Genomic DNA, 15,150 nt, shown 5'->3' on the forward strand with positions numbered 1-15,150 from the left:
GCTCGCGAAAGCGATCTATAAGTCAGCGAAGATATTCAGCCAGGCCGCTATAGCAAGTCGCCAAGTGGTAAGGGGTCGTCGATGGCATGTCCTTGCGGCTGACCTCACCCTGTTCATCCCGGCACTCATGCCAGCCGCCGGCATGCAGAAACCGCTGCTGCAATGCCTGTAACTGGCGCAGCACCACCTCTTCACTGCCCTGACGCAAGGTCAGCGCGCGCAGATATTCCGCCTGCGCCCAGATCCGCTGGGTCGAGTCTCGCGGGCGTCCATTCGTTTCCAGATCGAGCATCGCCCGTACCGCACCGGATGGCTGCACCACACCGTATTGCTCGGTGAACGCAAATGCGCGATCAAGCGCCCCGTGCAGTTTCGAACCACGTAACAATGCCGATGATTCGAGCAGGAAATACCATTCGAATTGATGCCCCGGCTCATACCAGTTATCCACAGCCCCGAGCGGCTTCTCCATCAACACGCCATATTGCGGATCGACGAAGTGCTTGTGCATGGCTGTGCATAACTCCAGCAACGCTTTCTGCGTCTGGGCATCTTCGCGCACAGCAAGGGTGGCGAGAAATGCTTCGGCCAAGTGCATCAACGGGTTCTGCAGTGGACCGGTTTGCAGGGTGATCCAGTCGCGTTCCAGACAGGCTTCGTACAAGCCATCGCCGGTGGCAAAGCGTCGGTCGATGATTTCCAGCGCCGCATTGAGCGTCGACTCGACCAGCGAATCGCCTGACTTTTCCCAATAATGCGCGCAGGCAAACAGGATGAAGGCGTGGGTGTAGAGGTCCTTGCGTTGATCCAGCGGTTTGCCCAGGGCGTCGATGCTGTAGAACCAGCCGCCATGCTCGGCATCGTGGAAGTGCCGTTGCAGCGAGCGAAACAGCGCTGCTGCGCGTACGTCAGCGTTATCCACAATCCCGATCAGACTGGAAAACAGATACAACTGCCGTGCGCAGGCCATCGCTCGATAGCGTTGCGGTGGCAGTGGTTGGTGTGTGGCGTCCAGCGCCTCATAAGGAAGCGCCATGTCGGCATTCCAGCCCGGGCCTTGCCAGAGCGGCACGATCACGTTGACGAAGTGCTGCTGCACAGCGCCGAACAGGGCAGTCAATTCGGGCAGGGAGGTGGAGCGAGAAGCGTGGGGCATGGGCGGACGTCGTCACGGCTGAGGCGATTGCGCGACATGGTAGCAGAGCGGCAGGCTTTAGAGGTTTGGTGTCTGATCGGCCGTCATCGCTGGCGAGCCAGCTCCCACAAGGATATTTGGTGTTCACACAATTGTGGACTTACCCAAAAACCTGTGGGAGCTGGCTTGCCAGCGATGAGGCCGGCCCAGGCGATAGAGATCAGCCTGCCAACAACCAGGCGCCAGTCACCGCCGAAGCCGCTCCTGCCAACCGCACCAATGGTGCAGCAGCTTGAGGCAGGAACCGCACCACGCCATAACCCGCCGCATGCAGTGCAGCCGTCGCGACGACGAAACCTGCCGCATACGCCCAAGGACTGCTCATGTCCGGCAGTTCCAAGCCATGCGCCACGCCATGGAACAACGCAAACAGCGCCGTCGCCGCTACTGCCATGACCAATGGCGGACGCACCGCCAGGGCCACCGCCAGACCCAGCGCCAGTACCGACGCGGCGATCCCGCTTTCCAGCGCTGGCAACTCCAGCCCTTCAAAACCGAGCAAGCCGCCGATCAGCATGGTGCCGACAAACGTGCACGGCAGCGCCCAGCGCGCGGCGCCTTGCTGCTGCGCGGCCCACAAACCGACAGCCACCATCGCCAGCAAATGGTCGAGACCGCCAATCGGGTGACTGATGCCGGCGACCAGACCGCTGTCGCCATGCCCAGGGTGAGCGAAGGCCAATGCTGGCGTCAGCAGCAGCGCCACAGCGCCGAGAATACGTTTGAGTGTCATGGATAAGCTTCCTTGTTGAGCAGTGAATCAGGCTGCGGTCAGCAGGCCCTGGCGTTCGATGAAGGCGATGATTTGCTCAAGGCCCTGACCGGTTTTCTGGTTGCTGAAGACGAACGGCTTGCCGTTGCGCATGCGTTTTGTGTCGCTGTCCATCATTTCCAGCGAGGCGCCCACCAGCGGCGCCAGGTCGATCTTGTTGATCACCAGCAGATCGGATTTGCAGATCCCCGGCCCGCCCTTGCGCGGCAGCTTGTCGCCGGCCGAGACGTCGATCACGTAGATGGTCAGGTCGGACAATTCCGGGCTGAAAGTCGCCGACAGGTTGTCGCCGCCGGATTCCACCAGAATCAGATCCAGCCCCGGAAAGCGCCGGTTCAGTTGATCCACCGCTTCAAGGTTGATCGAGGCATCTTCGCGGATCGCCGTGTGCGGGCAGCCGCCGGTTTCCACGCCGATGATCCGCTCCGGTGCGAGGGCTTCGTTGCGCACGAGGAAATCGGCGTCTTCACGGGTGTAGATATCGTTGGTGACCACGGCGAGGTTGTAGCGCTCGCGCAGGGCCAGGCACAGGGCCAGGGTCAACGCGGTTTTGCCGGAACCGACCGGGCCGCCGATGCCGACGCGCAGAGGTTGTGTGTTCATCGAGTGTTTCTCCTAAGAACGGAAGAGTCGGCTGTACTGGCGCTCGTGGGCCATGCACGCCAGGGACAGACCGAACGCGGCGCTGCCCATGTGTTCGGGGTTGATTCGGCTGGCGTCTTGCTGCGCTTGTTGCAGCAGCGGCAGCAGTTCGCTGGTCAGGCGCTGGGCGGCTTGCTGGCCCAGTGGCAGGGTTTTCATCAGTACGGCAAGCTGGTTTTCCAGCCAGCTCCACAACCACGCGGCGAGGGCGTCTTGCGGGCAGATACCCCAGGCGCGCGCGGCCAGCGCCCAGCACAGGGCCAGATGCGGTTCCGGGCATTGATCGAGAAAGGCGCGGGCCGGCGCGTCGAGTTCCGGCAAACCATTGAGCAGTTGCTGCAACGAATAGCCCATCTGCCGGCTCTCCAGATGTAACTCCCGCGTCTCGCGGCTGGCGCGATGGCTTTCGCACAAGATCTGTAGCTCGGCCCATTGCTCATCCGCCGCCGCCTGACAATGTGCGAGCAGCAATGGCGCTTCGAAGCGGGCGAGGTTGAGCAGCAGCTGATCGCTGATCCAGCGCCGGGCACTGTCCGGGTTGTTCACGCGGCCGTTATCCACGGCCATTTCCAGGCCTTGCGAATAGCTGTAGCCGCCAATCGGCAATTGCGGACTGGCCAGGCGCAGCAGCGCCCAGGCCGGATTCACAGGCGTACGCCGAACTGATGGAGTTTCGGCGCGTAGTTGAAGTCTTCCTCGCCGTGGCGTGAATGGTGATGGCCGCCGCCATAGGCGCCGTGTTCCGGCTGGAACGGCGCTTCTACGGCTTCGACTTGAGCGCCGAGTTGTTCGAGCATGGCCTTGAGCACGTAATCGTCGAGCAGGCGCAGCCAGCCATCGCCGACTTGCAGGGCAACGTGGCGGTTACCCAAGTGATAAGCGGCGCGGGTCAGTTCGAAGGCATTGGCGCAAGTGACGTGCAGCAGTTGCTCGGGGCGGGCGCAGACACGGACGATGCGGCCGTCTTCAGCCTGTAGGCATTCGCCGTCATACAGCGGCGACTGACCGCGCTCCAAAAACAACCCGACGTCTTCGCCCTCGGCACTGAAACAGCGCAAACGGCTTTTGCTCCGTGCTTCGAAGGTCAGGTGCAACTCGGCGGCCCAGACGGGTTGAGGGTCGATTCTGCGGTGAATCACCAGCATCGGAAAGCTTCCAGCTATGGACAATACTCTGGCTAGAGCAAGGGCCTTGCCAATCGGACGGGATGTAGGAAATCCCTGTCGGAGCGTAGCGGATGTTTCAAGATGTTGCGGGATTTTGGAATGTTTTGGTGCATGAAGGTTTTTACATGCACCAAATGGAGGCTGATGCGCCGAACCAAATGTGGGAGCGAGCCTGCTCGCGAATGCGCTGGGGGCAGTGATGTAGATGTTGGCTGACACGACGCCTTCGCGAGCAGGCTCGCTCCCACAGGGGGAATTTGTTGTGTCAGTAATAAGGGGGAGTTACTCGGTACTGCCCAGCCCTTGCCAGTGCTTGAGGCCGATGAAGATGAAGCGCAGTTGCTGGGTGATCTTTGCCTGTGGCGTCAGATGTTCCGGCAGGGCTTCGGCCGGCGGGTCGATGATGTCGGGGAGGGTAGCGAACACCGATTTGACGATCAGGTCGGCAATTACACTCAGGCCGGCGGCGTCCAGATGCTGAAGCTTGGGCATCATTGTCAGGTCGGCCGCCAGGTCGGAACTGATGTTCTCGCGCAACCGGCCAATTGCCTGACGCACCGGCAGCGAACCGCCGTACTGTTCACGGGCGAGAAACAGGAATTGCGAGCGATTGGCGCTGACCACGTCAAGGAAGATCCGCACCGAAGCATCGATGATGCCGCCCATGACGAATTCGTTGTGCCGCACCAAACGGATGGTTTCACGAAAGGTCTGGCCGACTTCACTGACCAGCACCAGGCCCAGCTCATCCATATCGGCAAAATGCCGGTAGAAACCGGTGGGCACGATCCCGGCGGTTTTGGTCACTTCGCGCAGGCTCAGGCTGCCGAATCCTCGGCCGCTTTCCATGAGGTGGCGGGCAGCGTCCATCAAGGCGTTGCGGGTCTGTTGTTTCTGTTCGGCGCGGGGCAGCATCGCAGGGTGTGTTCTTTGGCAGGACAAGCGCCGCACTCTAGCAAATCGGCTTTGTCGGCGTCGAACGGGAGGACATGTAGCGAAGGATTTCACCAGCCAGGAAAGTCAAAAGCCCAATCCGGTGATTGGGCTTTTTTTCGCGGCCGCCATGGGCTTAGCTCAGGGCGCTGTTGCGTTCGATCACACGGTCACCACCACCTTCGGCGAGTGCTTGACCCAGTGGGGTTTTGTCGAAGCCGTCGTCAGCCAGGGTCTGGCCTTGTGGAGTGCGCTCGCTACCGTCGGAAGCCAGGGTCTGGCCTTGTGGGGTGCGCTCGCTACCGTCGGAAGCCAGGGTCTGGCCTTGTGGGGTGCGCTCGCTGCCGTCGGATGCCAGAGTCTGACCTTGTGGGGTCTTGTCGTAGCCGTCCTGAACCAGACCTTTCTCTTCCAGACGATCACGGCCGCCTTCAGCCAGGGTCTGGCCTTGTGGGGTACGGTCCGAACCATCAGCTGCTACGGTCTGGCTGAACACCGAGTGGCTGTCTTTTACTTGCGGAGTAGCCTGATCGGCAGCGGGCAGGGCGAAAGCAGTGCTGGCTAGCATCGACAGGGTAAGGCTGAGCAGTAATTGGCGTTTCATGATGGGTTGCTCCTAGGGAGGGCGATAAAGTGGGTACGAGGGCAATGCTACTCTCGATAAGTCGATATAAAAGTTCATAAACGCAATGGTAATAATCAACAGAATTGATTGTTCTGCCCGGAGGCTCTAGATCGGGCCTTTGCGGGCGACGGTTTTGCACCGAGGTGGGTATTTCCGACTCACTCGCGCCTCGCAAAAGTGCGGGTCGCGGTAACACTGTTCGACTGATTGGTCAGATTTCGCGCGACTTTTTACGCGCCAATCGGCCTTTCGATTAAACCTGCGGCTGGTTTGCCAGTCGTAGATTTCATAGGGGCCGCTTTGGCCCGCCGTTTCAGCCGTACGCCGCAGTCTTTGCGTGCGGTCGTGATCAGGAGCTTTGTGCATGACGCGCACTGGAAAAATCTTCAGCTGGACCTTTGCCATTCTCGTGCTGCTACTGGCCGTGCTGGTGTTGATCATCGTGTTCTTCGACTGGAACCGGATCAAACCGCCGCTCAACGCCAAAGTCTCGGAAGAACTGCACCGACCGTTTGCCATCAACGGCAACCTTGCGGTGATCTGGCAGCGCGAGCCGGACGAGGGCGGCTGGCGTTCCTGGGTGCCGTGGCCGCACGTGGTCGCTGAGGATTTGAGCCTGGGCAACCCGGACTGGTCAAAGAAGCCGCAGATGGTCACGCTCAAACGCGTTGAGCTGCGCATTTCGCCGTTGGCGCTGCTGGCGCAACGGGTGGTGATCCCGCGCATCGATCTGACCGAACCCAATGCCGAGTTGCAACGTTTGGCCGATGGTCGAGCGAACTGGGTATTCAAGTTCGATCCGAAGGATCCCAACGCCGAGCCGTCGAATTGGGTCGTCGACATCGGCGCCATCGGTTTCGACAAGGGCCACGTCACCCTCGACGATCAAACGCTCAAAACCAATCTGGATGTGCTGATTGATCCGTTGGGTAAACCGATTCCGTATAGCGACATCGTGGGTGCCAAAGCGGCGAAGACTGCCCAGGACAAGGGCGGTGCACCGCAGGATTACGCGTTTGCCTTGAAGGTCAAAGGCCAATACCACGGCCAGAAACTGACCGGCCAAGGCAAGATCGGTGGGCTGCTCGCCTTGCAGGATGCGCGCAAGCCATTCCCGCTGCAGGCCCAGGCGAAGATCGGCGATACCAGCATCGAACTGGCCGGCACGCTGACCGATCCCCTCAACCTCGGCGCCCTCGATCTGCGCCTGAAACTCGCCGGTGCCAGCCTCGGCAATCTTTACCCGCTGACTGGCGTGACCCTGCCGGACACCCCACCGTACTCCACCGACGGCCATTTGATCGCCAAGCTGCACGACGAGGCCGGGGCGAAATTTACCTATGAGCAGTTCAACGGCAAGATCGGCAGCAGCGACATCCATGGCGACCTGACCTACGTCGCCAGCCAGCCACGGCCGAAACTCAGCGGCGCGTTGCTCTCCAATCAACTGTTGTTCGCTGACCTCGCACCGCTGATCGGCGCCGACTCCAATGACAAGCAAAAGGCGCGCGGTGGCGAGAGCAAACAACCGGCCGATAAAGTGCTGCCGGTGGAAGAGTTCAAGACTGACCGCTGGCGCGCGATGGATGCCGACGTCGAGTTCACCGGCAAGCGCATTGTCCATAGCGAGAAACTGCCGTTCAATGACCTCTATACCCACCTGAAACTCGACGACGGCGAACTGAGCCTTGAGCCACTGCGCTTCGGCGTCGCTGGCGGCAATCTTGATGCACAGATTCGCCTCAACGGTCGCACCGAGCCACTGGAAGGCCGGGCGAAACTGACTGCGCGCAGGTTCAAACTCAAAGAGCTGTTCCCGACTTTCGAACCGATGAAGACCAGTTTTGGTGAGCTGAATGGCGACGCCGATATCACTGGTCGCGGCAACTCGGTGGCCAAGCTGCTGGGCGGCGCCAACGGCAAATTGAAGATGTTGATCAACGACGGCGCGATCAGCCGTGAGCTGATGGAACTGGCCGGGCTCAACGTCGGCAACTATGTGGTCGGCAAGATCTTTGGCGACAAGGAAGTGAAGATCAACTGTGCGGCAGCGGACTTCGACATCAAGACCGGTCTGGCGACCACGCAGTTGTTTGTCTTCGATACCGAGAACGCGATCATCTATATCGACGGCACGGCGAACATGGCCACCGAGCAGCTCGATCTGACCGTGACCCCGGAATCCAAGGGCTGGCGGTTGATTTCCCTGCGTTCGCCGCTGTATGTACGCGGCAAGTTCATCAAGCCGGATGCCGGCGTGAAGGCTGTGCCGCTGATGTTGCGCGGGGCGGGGATGGTTGCGCTGGGTGTGATCGCCGCGCCGGCGGCAGGGCTGTTGGCGCTGGTGGCGCCGAGTGGTGGCGAGCCGAATCAGTGTGCGCCGTTGCTGGAGCAAATGAAGGCGGGCAAGGCGCCCGTTACCGTAAAACCCACTAAATAAGAGCCAGATCAAAAGATCGCAGCCTTCGGCCGCTCCTACCTTGGAATGCATTTCCATGTAGGAGCGGCCGAAGGCTGCGATCTTTTTGCTTCTGTTGCGGCCCCTTCGCGAGCAGGCGGTTTGAATGTTTTACAGGTCGTTCAGGATGTCAGCCATGTCATCGGCATGCTCTTCTTCCTGCGCCAGAATATCTTCGAAGATACGCCGCGTAGTCGGGTCTTTCTCGCCGATGTACTGGATGATTTCGCGATAGCTGTCGATGGCGATCCGCTCGGCAACGAGGTCTTCGTAGACCATCTCTTTGAGGGTGTTGCCGGCCACGTATTGCGCGTGGGACATCTTCGACAGCATGTCGGGGTTGAACTCGGGCTCGCCACCCAACTGCACAATGCGCTCGGCCAGACGGTCAGCGTGCTGGGCTTCCTGGGTGGCGTGCTCGAGAAACTCTTCAGCCGCCACATGGGCTTTCACACCATTGGCCATGAAATAGTGGCGCTTGTAGCGCAGCACGCAGACCAGTTCAGTGGCCAGCGATTCATTAAGCAAGCGCAGCACCTCTTCACGGTCGGCGCTGTAGCCCTCGGTGACGGCGCCGTTTTCGACGTGTTGGCGCGCACGTTCGCGCAAGGTTTGAACATCTGACAGATGCAGGTCGTCGCTCATTTCGATCTCCTGGAGGCTAATCCGATTGTCGCCACGTTCTGCGGACGCGGTCGCTACCTAAGCTGTGAGTCATGAGCGTTGCAAAAAGTTTTATCGGTTTACGCAACCCCTGTCGGAGCCGCCGAAGGCTGCGATCTTGGCGCCAGCCCGGACAAAACTGCCTCCTCGCGCAACCAGGCAAAAAATGCCCGCACCGGCGGATGCCGCTCGCGCCCCGGCACACACAACGCGCTGTACCCGGCACCATCGACCTGAACCTGGCCCATGAACGGCACCAGCAAACCACTGGCGACACTCTCCGACACCAGAATATTGCTCGCCAGCACCAGCCCTTGCCCGGCGATCGCTGCTTGCAGGGCGTAATGCTCCTCATCGTATTCGCGCATGGCCGGTGGCTGATTCAACCAGTTTGCGCCGGCCTTGGCGCACCAGGCTTCCCAGCCATGGGCATACAGTTTCGAGTTGTGCCAGCGCACGCTGATTAACGTTGGCGTGCGCCGCGCCGCCAGCGCCACTTGCTCGGGCGAGCCGTACACGCCGAACGATTCATCGAACAGGCACAGGCCATACAGGTTCGGGTAATCGTCGAGGCTATAGCGCAAAACCAGATCGACACTGGCGTCCTGATGCAGATCGATGACTTCGCAGTGGGTATCGAGGCGCACGTTGATGTTCGGATGTTGCGCGTAAAAGCGCCCGAGACGCGGCACCAGCCAAAGCGCAGCGAATGCTGCGGTGGTCGACAGCGTCAACGTGCTGCCGCTGCGTTGCGGGCGCAGGGTGTCGACGCTTTGCGCCACCTCCAGCAATGCGCCGTGCAGGCTGCGAAACAGGCGTTCGCCGCCCTCGGTCAGGCGCACCTGGCGCGGCAGGCGTTCAAACAACGCGACACCGAGCCAGTCTTCCAGCGAACGGATCTGATGAGAAATCGCGGTGGGCGTGACCGACAGCTCTTCGGCGGCAGCCTTGAAACTCAGCAATCGTGATGCCGATTCAAAGGCGCGCAGGGCGGTCAGGGGTAGCGAGGCGAACATCGGAAACTCCATGGATGAAATGAATTCATCCCGAATGATTTTTGCTCATTTGAGAAGAAGCGACGGCGAGCTGCAAGCTGCAAGCCACAAGCAGTTTGATTCTAGTCCGGAGGATTTACAGATGAGCAGGATTCTTGCGATTCATGCCAGCCCGCGTGGCGACCGTTCGCACTCGCGGCGGCTGGCGGAAGTTTTTCTCAGCGCCTGGCAGGTGCGTCATTCACAGGCGCAGGTGACTCGGCGTGAAGTCGGTCGAGCGCTGATTCCCGCCGTCAATGAAGCCTTTGTCGCCGCCGCGTTTTATCCACAGCCTGAAGCGCGTCCATTGTCGATGCAGGCCGATCTGGCGCTGAGCGATCAACTGGTCGGCGAGTTGTTCGACCACGACCTGCTGCTGATTTCCACGCCGATGTACAACTTCAGCGTGCCCAGTGGCCTCAAGGCCTGGGTCGATCAGATCGTGCGTCTTGGCCTGACCTTCGATCACACGCTGGACAATGGCGTCGCCCAGTACACCCCGCTGTTGCAGGGCAAGAAGGCGTTGATCGTCACCAGTCGCGGTGGTTTCGGTTTCGGCCCGGGTGGTGAGCTGGAAGCCTTGAACCACGCTGATCCATGGCTGCGTACGGCACTGGGGTTCATCGGCATTAACGACGTCACCGTGGTCGCGGCCGAGGGCGAAGAGTCCGCCGAACGCACCTTCGCGGTGTCGGTGGCCGAGGCGGAGCAGCGTTTGCTCAGCCTTGCCCGGGAGTTCTAGGTGGCCTGGCTGTGCCTGCTGATCGCCGCCGGGTTTGAAGTGACCTTCGCCATGGGCATGAAGTACGCCGAAGGTTTCACCCGGCTCTGGCCGTCGTTGATCACGGTGATTGCGGCGGTCGGCGGGATATATTTCCTGACGCTGGCAATGCGCGAGTTGCCGGTGAGCATCGCCTACCCGATCTGGACGGCGATTGGCTCGCTCGGCACGGTGTTCCTCGGCTTTGCCTTGCTGGGGGAAAGTCTGACGCTGGTCAAACTGGTTTCGGTAGGGCTGATTGTGGCGGGGGTGGTGGGCCTGAAGTAGGCTGGTCGTTGAGTTGTCATCATCAGGGAGGATGCTTGGCGGGCGTTTTGCACGCCTTGCATCCACTCACCGACCACAAGGATGTTTGCCCATGTCGACGCGTTATCCACTGGTGCTGGTGCCCGGTATGCTCGGGTTTATCCGGCTGATTCTCTATCCGTACTGGTACGGCATCATCAAGGCATTGCGCCGTGGCGGTGCGACGGTGATTGCGGTACAGGTGTCGCCGCTGCATTCGACGGAAGTGCGCGGCGAGCAGTTGCTGGCGCGGATCGATGAGATCTTGCGCGAGACCGGGGCGCACAAGGTCAACCTGTTCGGCCACAGTCAGGGTTCGCTGACGGCGCGCTATGCGGCGGCGAAGCGGCCGGATCTGGTGGCGTCGGTTACATCGGTCGCAGGACCGAATCATGGTTCGGAACTGGCTGACTATCTGCAAAAACACTACCCGGCGGACAGCGCCAAGGGCCGTCTGCTTGAAGCATTGCTGCGTTTTGTCGGCTGGCTGATGGCGCTGCTGGAGACCGGTTACCACGGGCCGAAACTGCCAGTGGATATTCATGCCTCGCACCAATCGCTGACGACTGAGGGTGTTGCGCTGTTCAATCAGCGTTATCCACAGGGCTTGCCTGAAACTTGGGGTGGGCACGGGCCGGAGGAGGTCAATGGTGTGCGTTATTACTCATGGTCAGGGACGTTGCAGCCGGGCAAGACTGATCGTGGCGGTAATCTGTTCGACGGCACCAATCGCAGCTGTCGCCTGTTTGCGAAAACCTTCGTGCGCGAGCCGGGGCAGTGCGACGGCATGGTCGGGCGTTACAGCTCGCATCTGGGCACGGTGATTGGCGATGACTATCCGCTGGATCATTTCGACATTGTTAACCAGTCGCTGGGGCTGGTCGGCAAGGGGGCGGATCCGGTGCGGCTGTTTGTCGAGCATGCGGCGCGGCTTGAGGCTGCCGGTCTTTAGGATCAAAAGATCGCAGCCTTCGGCAACTCCTACAGGTTCGGTGTCGAACGCAAATTTTGTGAACGCCCCGAACTCATGTAGGAGCTGCCGCAGGCTGCGATCTTTTCCATCAGGCAACGCTGATCCGGCGGCCCAACACGGTGGTCCAACGCTCGGAAAGAATCACCCCGCCCAACGTCAACAACCCGCCCACCAAGTGATACATCGCCAACTGTTCCTTCAACACCACCGCCGCAATCAGCGCAGTAATCAACGGCAGCAGATTGAAAAACAACGTCGTGCGGCTCGGCCCCAGACGCTGCACCGCCTGCATCCACGCCAGCGGCGCAAGCATCGATGCCAACAGACACGCATACAGCACCAGTGGAATGTTCTGCAGGGTCAAACCAGTCTTCGGCGAAACGGCATACAGCGGAAACAACACAACGATCGCCACCAACACCTGCAAATACAGCAACACCAGAGGCGGCAGGCGCAGCTGCCATTTTTTCAGCAGGGTGCTGTAGATCGCGTAGGCCAGGGTGGCGATCAGCATCATCGCATCACCCATGTTCACCCCGTGTTGCAGTAGAGCACCGAGGCTGCCGGACGACACCACCACCAACACACCGGCAAACGACAAGACTGCGCCGACCAGCGCGCCGGCGGTCAGGCGCTGGCCAAGGCTGATGATCGCCATGGCCAGCGACATCAACGGCATCAGCGACAGGATAATGCCCATGTTGGTCGCGGTGGTCAGGGTTGCGGCGAAGTAGGCGAGGCTTTGATACACCGCCATGCCGAGTACGCCGAGGATGAAAATCCTGCCCAGGTTCGGACGGATCTGCGGCCAGTGCGCAATCACCGCTTTGAGCATGAACGGGGTGAACAGCAAACCGGCGAGCAGCCAGCGATAGAAACCGATTTCGGCGGGGAAAATTGCCCCGACTGCGAGTTTGTTGATCACGGTATTGCCGGCCCAGATAAAAATCGCCAGCAGCGGAAACGCGTATTGCATGAGTTGAAACCATTACGTTGATGAAGGGCGATTATCCCTTGTCTGGATGCAAGCCTATACTGCGAACCGGACAACCTGCCTCTGAAACCGGACAGCATGAACAGCAAACACATCGATCTGCTGGATTTCAGCGAACTGCCGTCGGCGGTGTACTTCCGCTACGCCGACTTCAATGCCCATGAATTCGCCGCGCCCCATCGTCATCCGTGGGGCACGCTGGAGTACGCCGCGCACGGCGTGCTGCACATGGACGTCGATGGCAGCCGCTTCATGTCGCCGCCGCAGTACGCGGTGTGGGTGCCGCCGCAGGTCGAGCACAGTTTCTACAGCTATCAACCGGTCAACTATCGCGCGGTGTGCCTCGACCCCAAGGTCTGCGCCGAACTGCCCAAGCGCGCCTGTACCCTGGCGATCAGCGACATTCTCAAGGCGATTCTCAAAGACTTCGCCGCCCGCGACGTGAAGATTCCCGAACGCGATGCCGATCAGCGCCTGGCGCAGGTATTGGTCGATCAACTGCAACAGGCGCCGGTGCACGAATGTTATCTGCCGTACGCGAGCAGTCCGGGGTTGCTGGCGATCCTCGAAACCTTGCAGGCCGAGCCGGGTAACAATCAGCCGCTGGCGCATTGGGCGCTGCAAGTGCATGTCAGCGAACGCACGTTGGCCCGGCAATTCGTCCGTGAACTGGGGATGAGTTTTGGCGAGTGGCGCCAGCGTCTGCGCTATCTCGCCGCAATCGAGGCGCTGGAGACTTCGCGCAGCGTGCAAGAGATCGCTTTTGATCTCGGTTACAGCAGCGGCTCGGCATTTATTGCCATGTTCGCGCGGCAGGCCGGGTGTACGCCGGAGCAGTATCGGCGTAGCCATCTGGAAGGCAGGAAGGTGTAACAAGATTTGGCTACACTCCAGCAGAGGCCGCCCCCATCGGTGCGGCGACAAGGAGAAAACTCCATGAAGATGTTGCGTGTGCCGTTGTTGATGATTGGTTTGCTCCTGTGTTCCCAAGGTTTCGCCGCCACGGCGCAACAGAACAAAATGACCACCTGCAATGCCGATGCGACCGCCAAGAGTCTGAAAGGCGATGAGCGCAAAGCCTTCATGAGTACCTGCCTCAAGGCAACGCCTGCGGCCAACGATGCCAAAGCCCTGACCCCGCAGCAGCAGAAAATGAAAACCTGCAACGCCGATGCCGCCACCAAAGCCCTGACCGGCGATGCGCGCAAGACCTTCATGAGTGATTGCCTGAAGAAAAAATAACCTGGTTCTGTGGGGGGCCGCCCTTACCCTAACCCTCTCCCAGAGGGAGAGGGTACTGACCGTGTTGTTTTCAGATATCCATCGACCTGAACTATCTGGCCGATTCTGGATTCAATACAGGACTGGAAGGTCGCCGGATTTCTTCGCCATTCCTCGTTCGGTTCCCTCTCCCTCCGGGAGAGGGCTAGGGTGAGGGCTGGATCTCAAGCCGTGCAGCAAAAACCGAAACACCGCATATACCTAGTGCTCCCCCGGGAACGCTGGCAGACTGCCAATCCTTTTACGCCGTTCGTTTTGAGGCTGTATGCCAACGTTTTCTGAGCGTCATGTAGTGTTCTGGGTCAGTTGCATCATCATTTTTGGCGGTTTGCTCCTGGTGCTGCCGCTGCGCTTGTTGCCGAGCCTGCTGGCCGGGCTGCTGGTATTCGAACTGGTCAACATGCTCACCCCGCAACTGCAACGGCTGATCGAAGGCCGCCGCGCGCGTTGGCTGGCGGTGGCGTTGCTGGGCACGCTGGTCGTCAGCGTGCTGGCGTTGATCTTCGCCGGCGCCATCAGCTTTCTGCTGCATGAAGCGGAAAACCCCGGCGCTTCCCTCGACAAGTTCATGGGTGTGGTCGACCGCGCGCGTGGGCAATTGCCGCCGTTTATCGACGCCTATCTGCCGGCCAGTGCTGCAGAATTTCGCGTAGCGATAGGTGAGTGGATGGGCAAGCACCTGTCCGACCTGCAGCTGGTCGGCAAAGACGCGGCGCACATGTTCGTGACGCTGCTGATCGGCATGGTGCTCGGTGCGATCATCGCCTTGCAGCGCATCCCTGACGTCACCAAGCGCAAACCGCTGGCGGCGGCGCTGTTCGACCGCTTGCACCTGTTGGTGCAGGCCTTCCGCAACATCGTGTTTGCGCAAATCAAGATTTCCTTACTGAACACCGTGTTCACCGGGATCTTCCTGGCGGTCATCCTGCCGATGCTTGGAATCAAGTTGCCGCTGACCAAAACCCTGATCGTGTTGACCTTCCTGCTCGGCCTGCTGCCGGTGATCGGCAACCTGATGTCGAACACGCTGATCACCATCGTCGGCCTGTCACTGTCGATCTGGGTGGCGATTGCTGCGCTGGGTTATCTGATTTTTATCCACAAGCTCGAGTACTTCCTCAACGCGCGCATTGTCGGCGGGCAAATCAGTGCCAAGTCGTGGGAGTTGCTGCTGGCGATGCTGGTGTTCGAGGCGGCATTCGGCCTGACGGGGGTGGTGGCGGGGCCGATTTATTATGCGTACCTGAAGAGTGAGTTGAAGCTGGGCGGGATGGTCTAACCACTCCGTGATCGTTCCCACGCTCTGCGTGGGAATGCATCCCGTGACGCTCCGCGTCACAACCTCAAC

At 60.2% G+C, this 15,150-nt stretch carries 17 protein-coding genes; 7 read left to right on the forward strand and 10 right to left on the reverse strand.

What is annotated here, in order from left to right:
• Nucleotides 1-22: 22 nt before the first annotated feature.
• From M9827_RS01415 to M9827_RS01445, 7 genes are all read right to left on the reverse strand, one after another.
• The gene (locus tag M9827_RS01415; RefSeq protein ID WP_250602963.1) at nt 23-1,156 is read right to left on the reverse strand and encodes an AGE family epimerase/isomerase; all 1,134 of its coding nucleotides are present in this window, start codon (nt 1,154-1,156) and stop codon (nt 23-25) included.
• A gap of 199 nt (nt 1,157-1,355) precedes the next feature.
• The gene (locus tag M9827_RS01420) at nt 1,356-1,928 is read right to left on the reverse strand and encodes a HupE/UreJ family protein (protein WP_250602964.1); all 573 of its coding nucleotides are present in this window, start codon (nt 1,926-1,928) and stop codon (nt 1,356-1,358) included.
• Between the two features lie 27 nt (nt 1,929-1,955).
• Nucleotides 1,956-2,570 (reverse strand): urease accessory protein UreG, encoded by a 615-nt coding sequence (ureG, locus tag M9827_RS01425; RefSeq protein ID WP_007915910.1) that lies wholly within the window; start codon nt 2,568-2,570, stop codon nt 1,956-1,958.
• Between the two features lie 12 nt (nt 2,571-2,582).
• Nucleotides 2,583-3,257, reverse strand: a complete 675-nt coding sequence (locus tag M9827_RS01430) for an urease accessory protein UreF (RefSeq protein ID WP_250602965.1) — start codon at nt 3,255-3,257, stop codon at nt 2,583-2,585.
• Complete coding sequence (gene ureE, locus M9827_RS01435) at nt 3,254-3,754, reverse strand: urease accessory protein UreE (RefSeq protein WP_250602966.1); 501 nt, start codon at nt 3,752-3,754, stop codon at nt 3,254-3,256. Before ureE ends, M9827_RS01430 begins: the two co-directional genes overlap by 4 nt.
• Nucleotides 3,755-4,057: 303 nt before the next feature.
• Nucleotides 4,058-4,690: a TetR family transcriptional regulator gene (locus M9827_RS01440; protein WP_187678568.1), complete on the reverse strand. Its 633-nt coding sequence runs from the start codon at nt 4,688-4,690 to the stop codon at nt 4,058-4,060.
• Between the two features lie 154 nt (nt 4,691-4,844).
• Complete coding sequence (locus M9827_RS01445) at nt 4,845-5,312, reverse strand: hypothetical protein (RefSeq protein ID WP_250602967.1); 468 nt, start codon at nt 5,310-5,312, stop codon at nt 4,845-4,847.
• Between the two features lie 385 nt (nt 5,313-5,697).
• On the opposite strand from M9827_RS01445, the gene M9827_RS01450 reads away from it, so the two are divergent.
• Nucleotides 5,698-7,773 carry an AsmA family protein gene (locus M9827_RS01450; protein ID WP_250602968.1) on the forward strand — a complete coding sequence of 692 codons (2,076 nt, stop codon included), beginning with the start codon at nt 5,698-5,700 and terminating at the stop codon, nt 7,771-7,773.
• A 129-nt stretch (nt 7,774-7,902) separates the two neighbouring features.
• Here the strand turns inward: M9827_RS01450 and M9827_RS01455 are convergent, their stop codons facing one another.
• Together M9827_RS01455 and M9827_RS01460 are read right to left on the reverse strand one after the other, a co-directional pair.
• Nucleotides 7,903-8,436 (reverse strand): ferritin-like domain-containing protein, encoded by a 534-nt coding sequence (locus M9827_RS01455; RefSeq protein ID WP_093430205.1) that lies wholly within the window; start codon nt 8,434-8,436, stop codon nt 7,903-7,905.
• A 98-nt stretch (nt 8,437-8,534) separates the two neighbouring features.
• Nucleotides 8,535-9,482 carry a LysR substrate-binding domain-containing protein gene (locus M9827_RS01460; RefSeq protein WP_250602969.1) on the reverse strand — a complete coding sequence of 316 codons (948 nt, stop codon included), beginning with the start codon at nt 9,480-9,482 and terminating at the stop codon, nt 8,535-8,537.
• A 109-nt stretch (nt 9,483-9,591) separates the two neighbouring features.
• On the opposite strand from M9827_RS01460, the gene M9827_RS01465 reads away from it, so the two are divergent.
• From M9827_RS01465 to M9827_RS01475, 3 genes are all read left to right on the forward strand, one after another.
• Nucleotides 9,592-10,230 carry an FMN-dependent NADH-azoreductase gene (locus M9827_RS01465; protein WP_250602970.1) on the forward strand — a complete coding sequence of 213 codons (639 nt, stop codon included), beginning with the start codon at nt 9,592-9,594 and terminating at the stop codon, nt 10,228-10,230.
• Complete coding sequence (locus M9827_RS01470) at nt 10,231-10,536, forward strand: DMT family transporter (protein WP_250602971.1); 306 nt, start codon at nt 10,231-10,233, stop codon at nt 10,534-10,536. It begins immediately after the preceding gene.
• Nucleotides 10,537-10,627: 91 nt separating this feature from the next.
• Nucleotides 10,628-11,506, forward strand: coding sequence for an esterase/lipase family protein (locus M9827_RS01475; RefSeq protein WP_250602972.1), 879 nt, complete (start codon nt 10,628-10,630; stop codon nt 11,504-11,506).
• Between the two features lie 109 nt (nt 11,507-11,615).
• On the opposite strand, the gene M9827_RS01480 is transcribed toward M9827_RS01475, so the two are convergent.
• Nucleotides 11,616-12,503 (reverse strand): DMT family transporter, encoded by an 888-nt coding sequence (locus tag M9827_RS01480; RefSeq protein ID WP_250602973.1) that lies wholly within the window; start codon nt 12,501-12,503, stop codon nt 11,616-11,618.
• Between the two features lie 96 nt (nt 12,504-12,599).
• Between M9827_RS01480 and M9827_RS01485 the strand changes: the two genes are divergently transcribed.
• From M9827_RS01485 to M9827_RS01495, 3 genes are all read left to right on the forward strand, one after another.
• Nucleotides 12,600-13,394, forward strand: coding sequence for an AraC family transcriptional regulator (locus M9827_RS01485; RefSeq protein WP_250602974.1), 795 nt, complete (start codon nt 12,600-12,602; stop codon nt 13,392-13,394).
• Nucleotides 13,395-13,457: 63 nt separating this feature from the next.
• Nucleotides 13,458-13,763 (forward strand): PsiF family protein, encoded by a 306-nt coding sequence (locus M9827_RS01490; protein ID WP_085746533.1) that lies wholly within the window; start codon nt 13,458-13,460, stop codon nt 13,761-13,763.
• A 304-nt stretch (nt 13,764-14,067) separates the two neighbouring features.
• On the forward strand, nt 14,068-15,081 hold the full coding sequence (locus M9827_RS01495) for an AI-2E family transporter (RefSeq protein WP_250602975.1): 1,014 nt from the start codon (nt 14,068-14,070) through the stop codon (nt 15,079-15,081).
• The last annotated feature ends 69 nt before the right edge of the window (nt 15,082-15,150 follow it).

It is taken from the genome of Pseudomonas sp. AKS31 (assembly GCF_023634765.1).
Taxonomy (GTDB): domain Bacteria; phylum Pseudomonadota; class Gammaproteobacteria; order Pseudomonadales; family Pseudomonadaceae; genus Aquipseudomonas.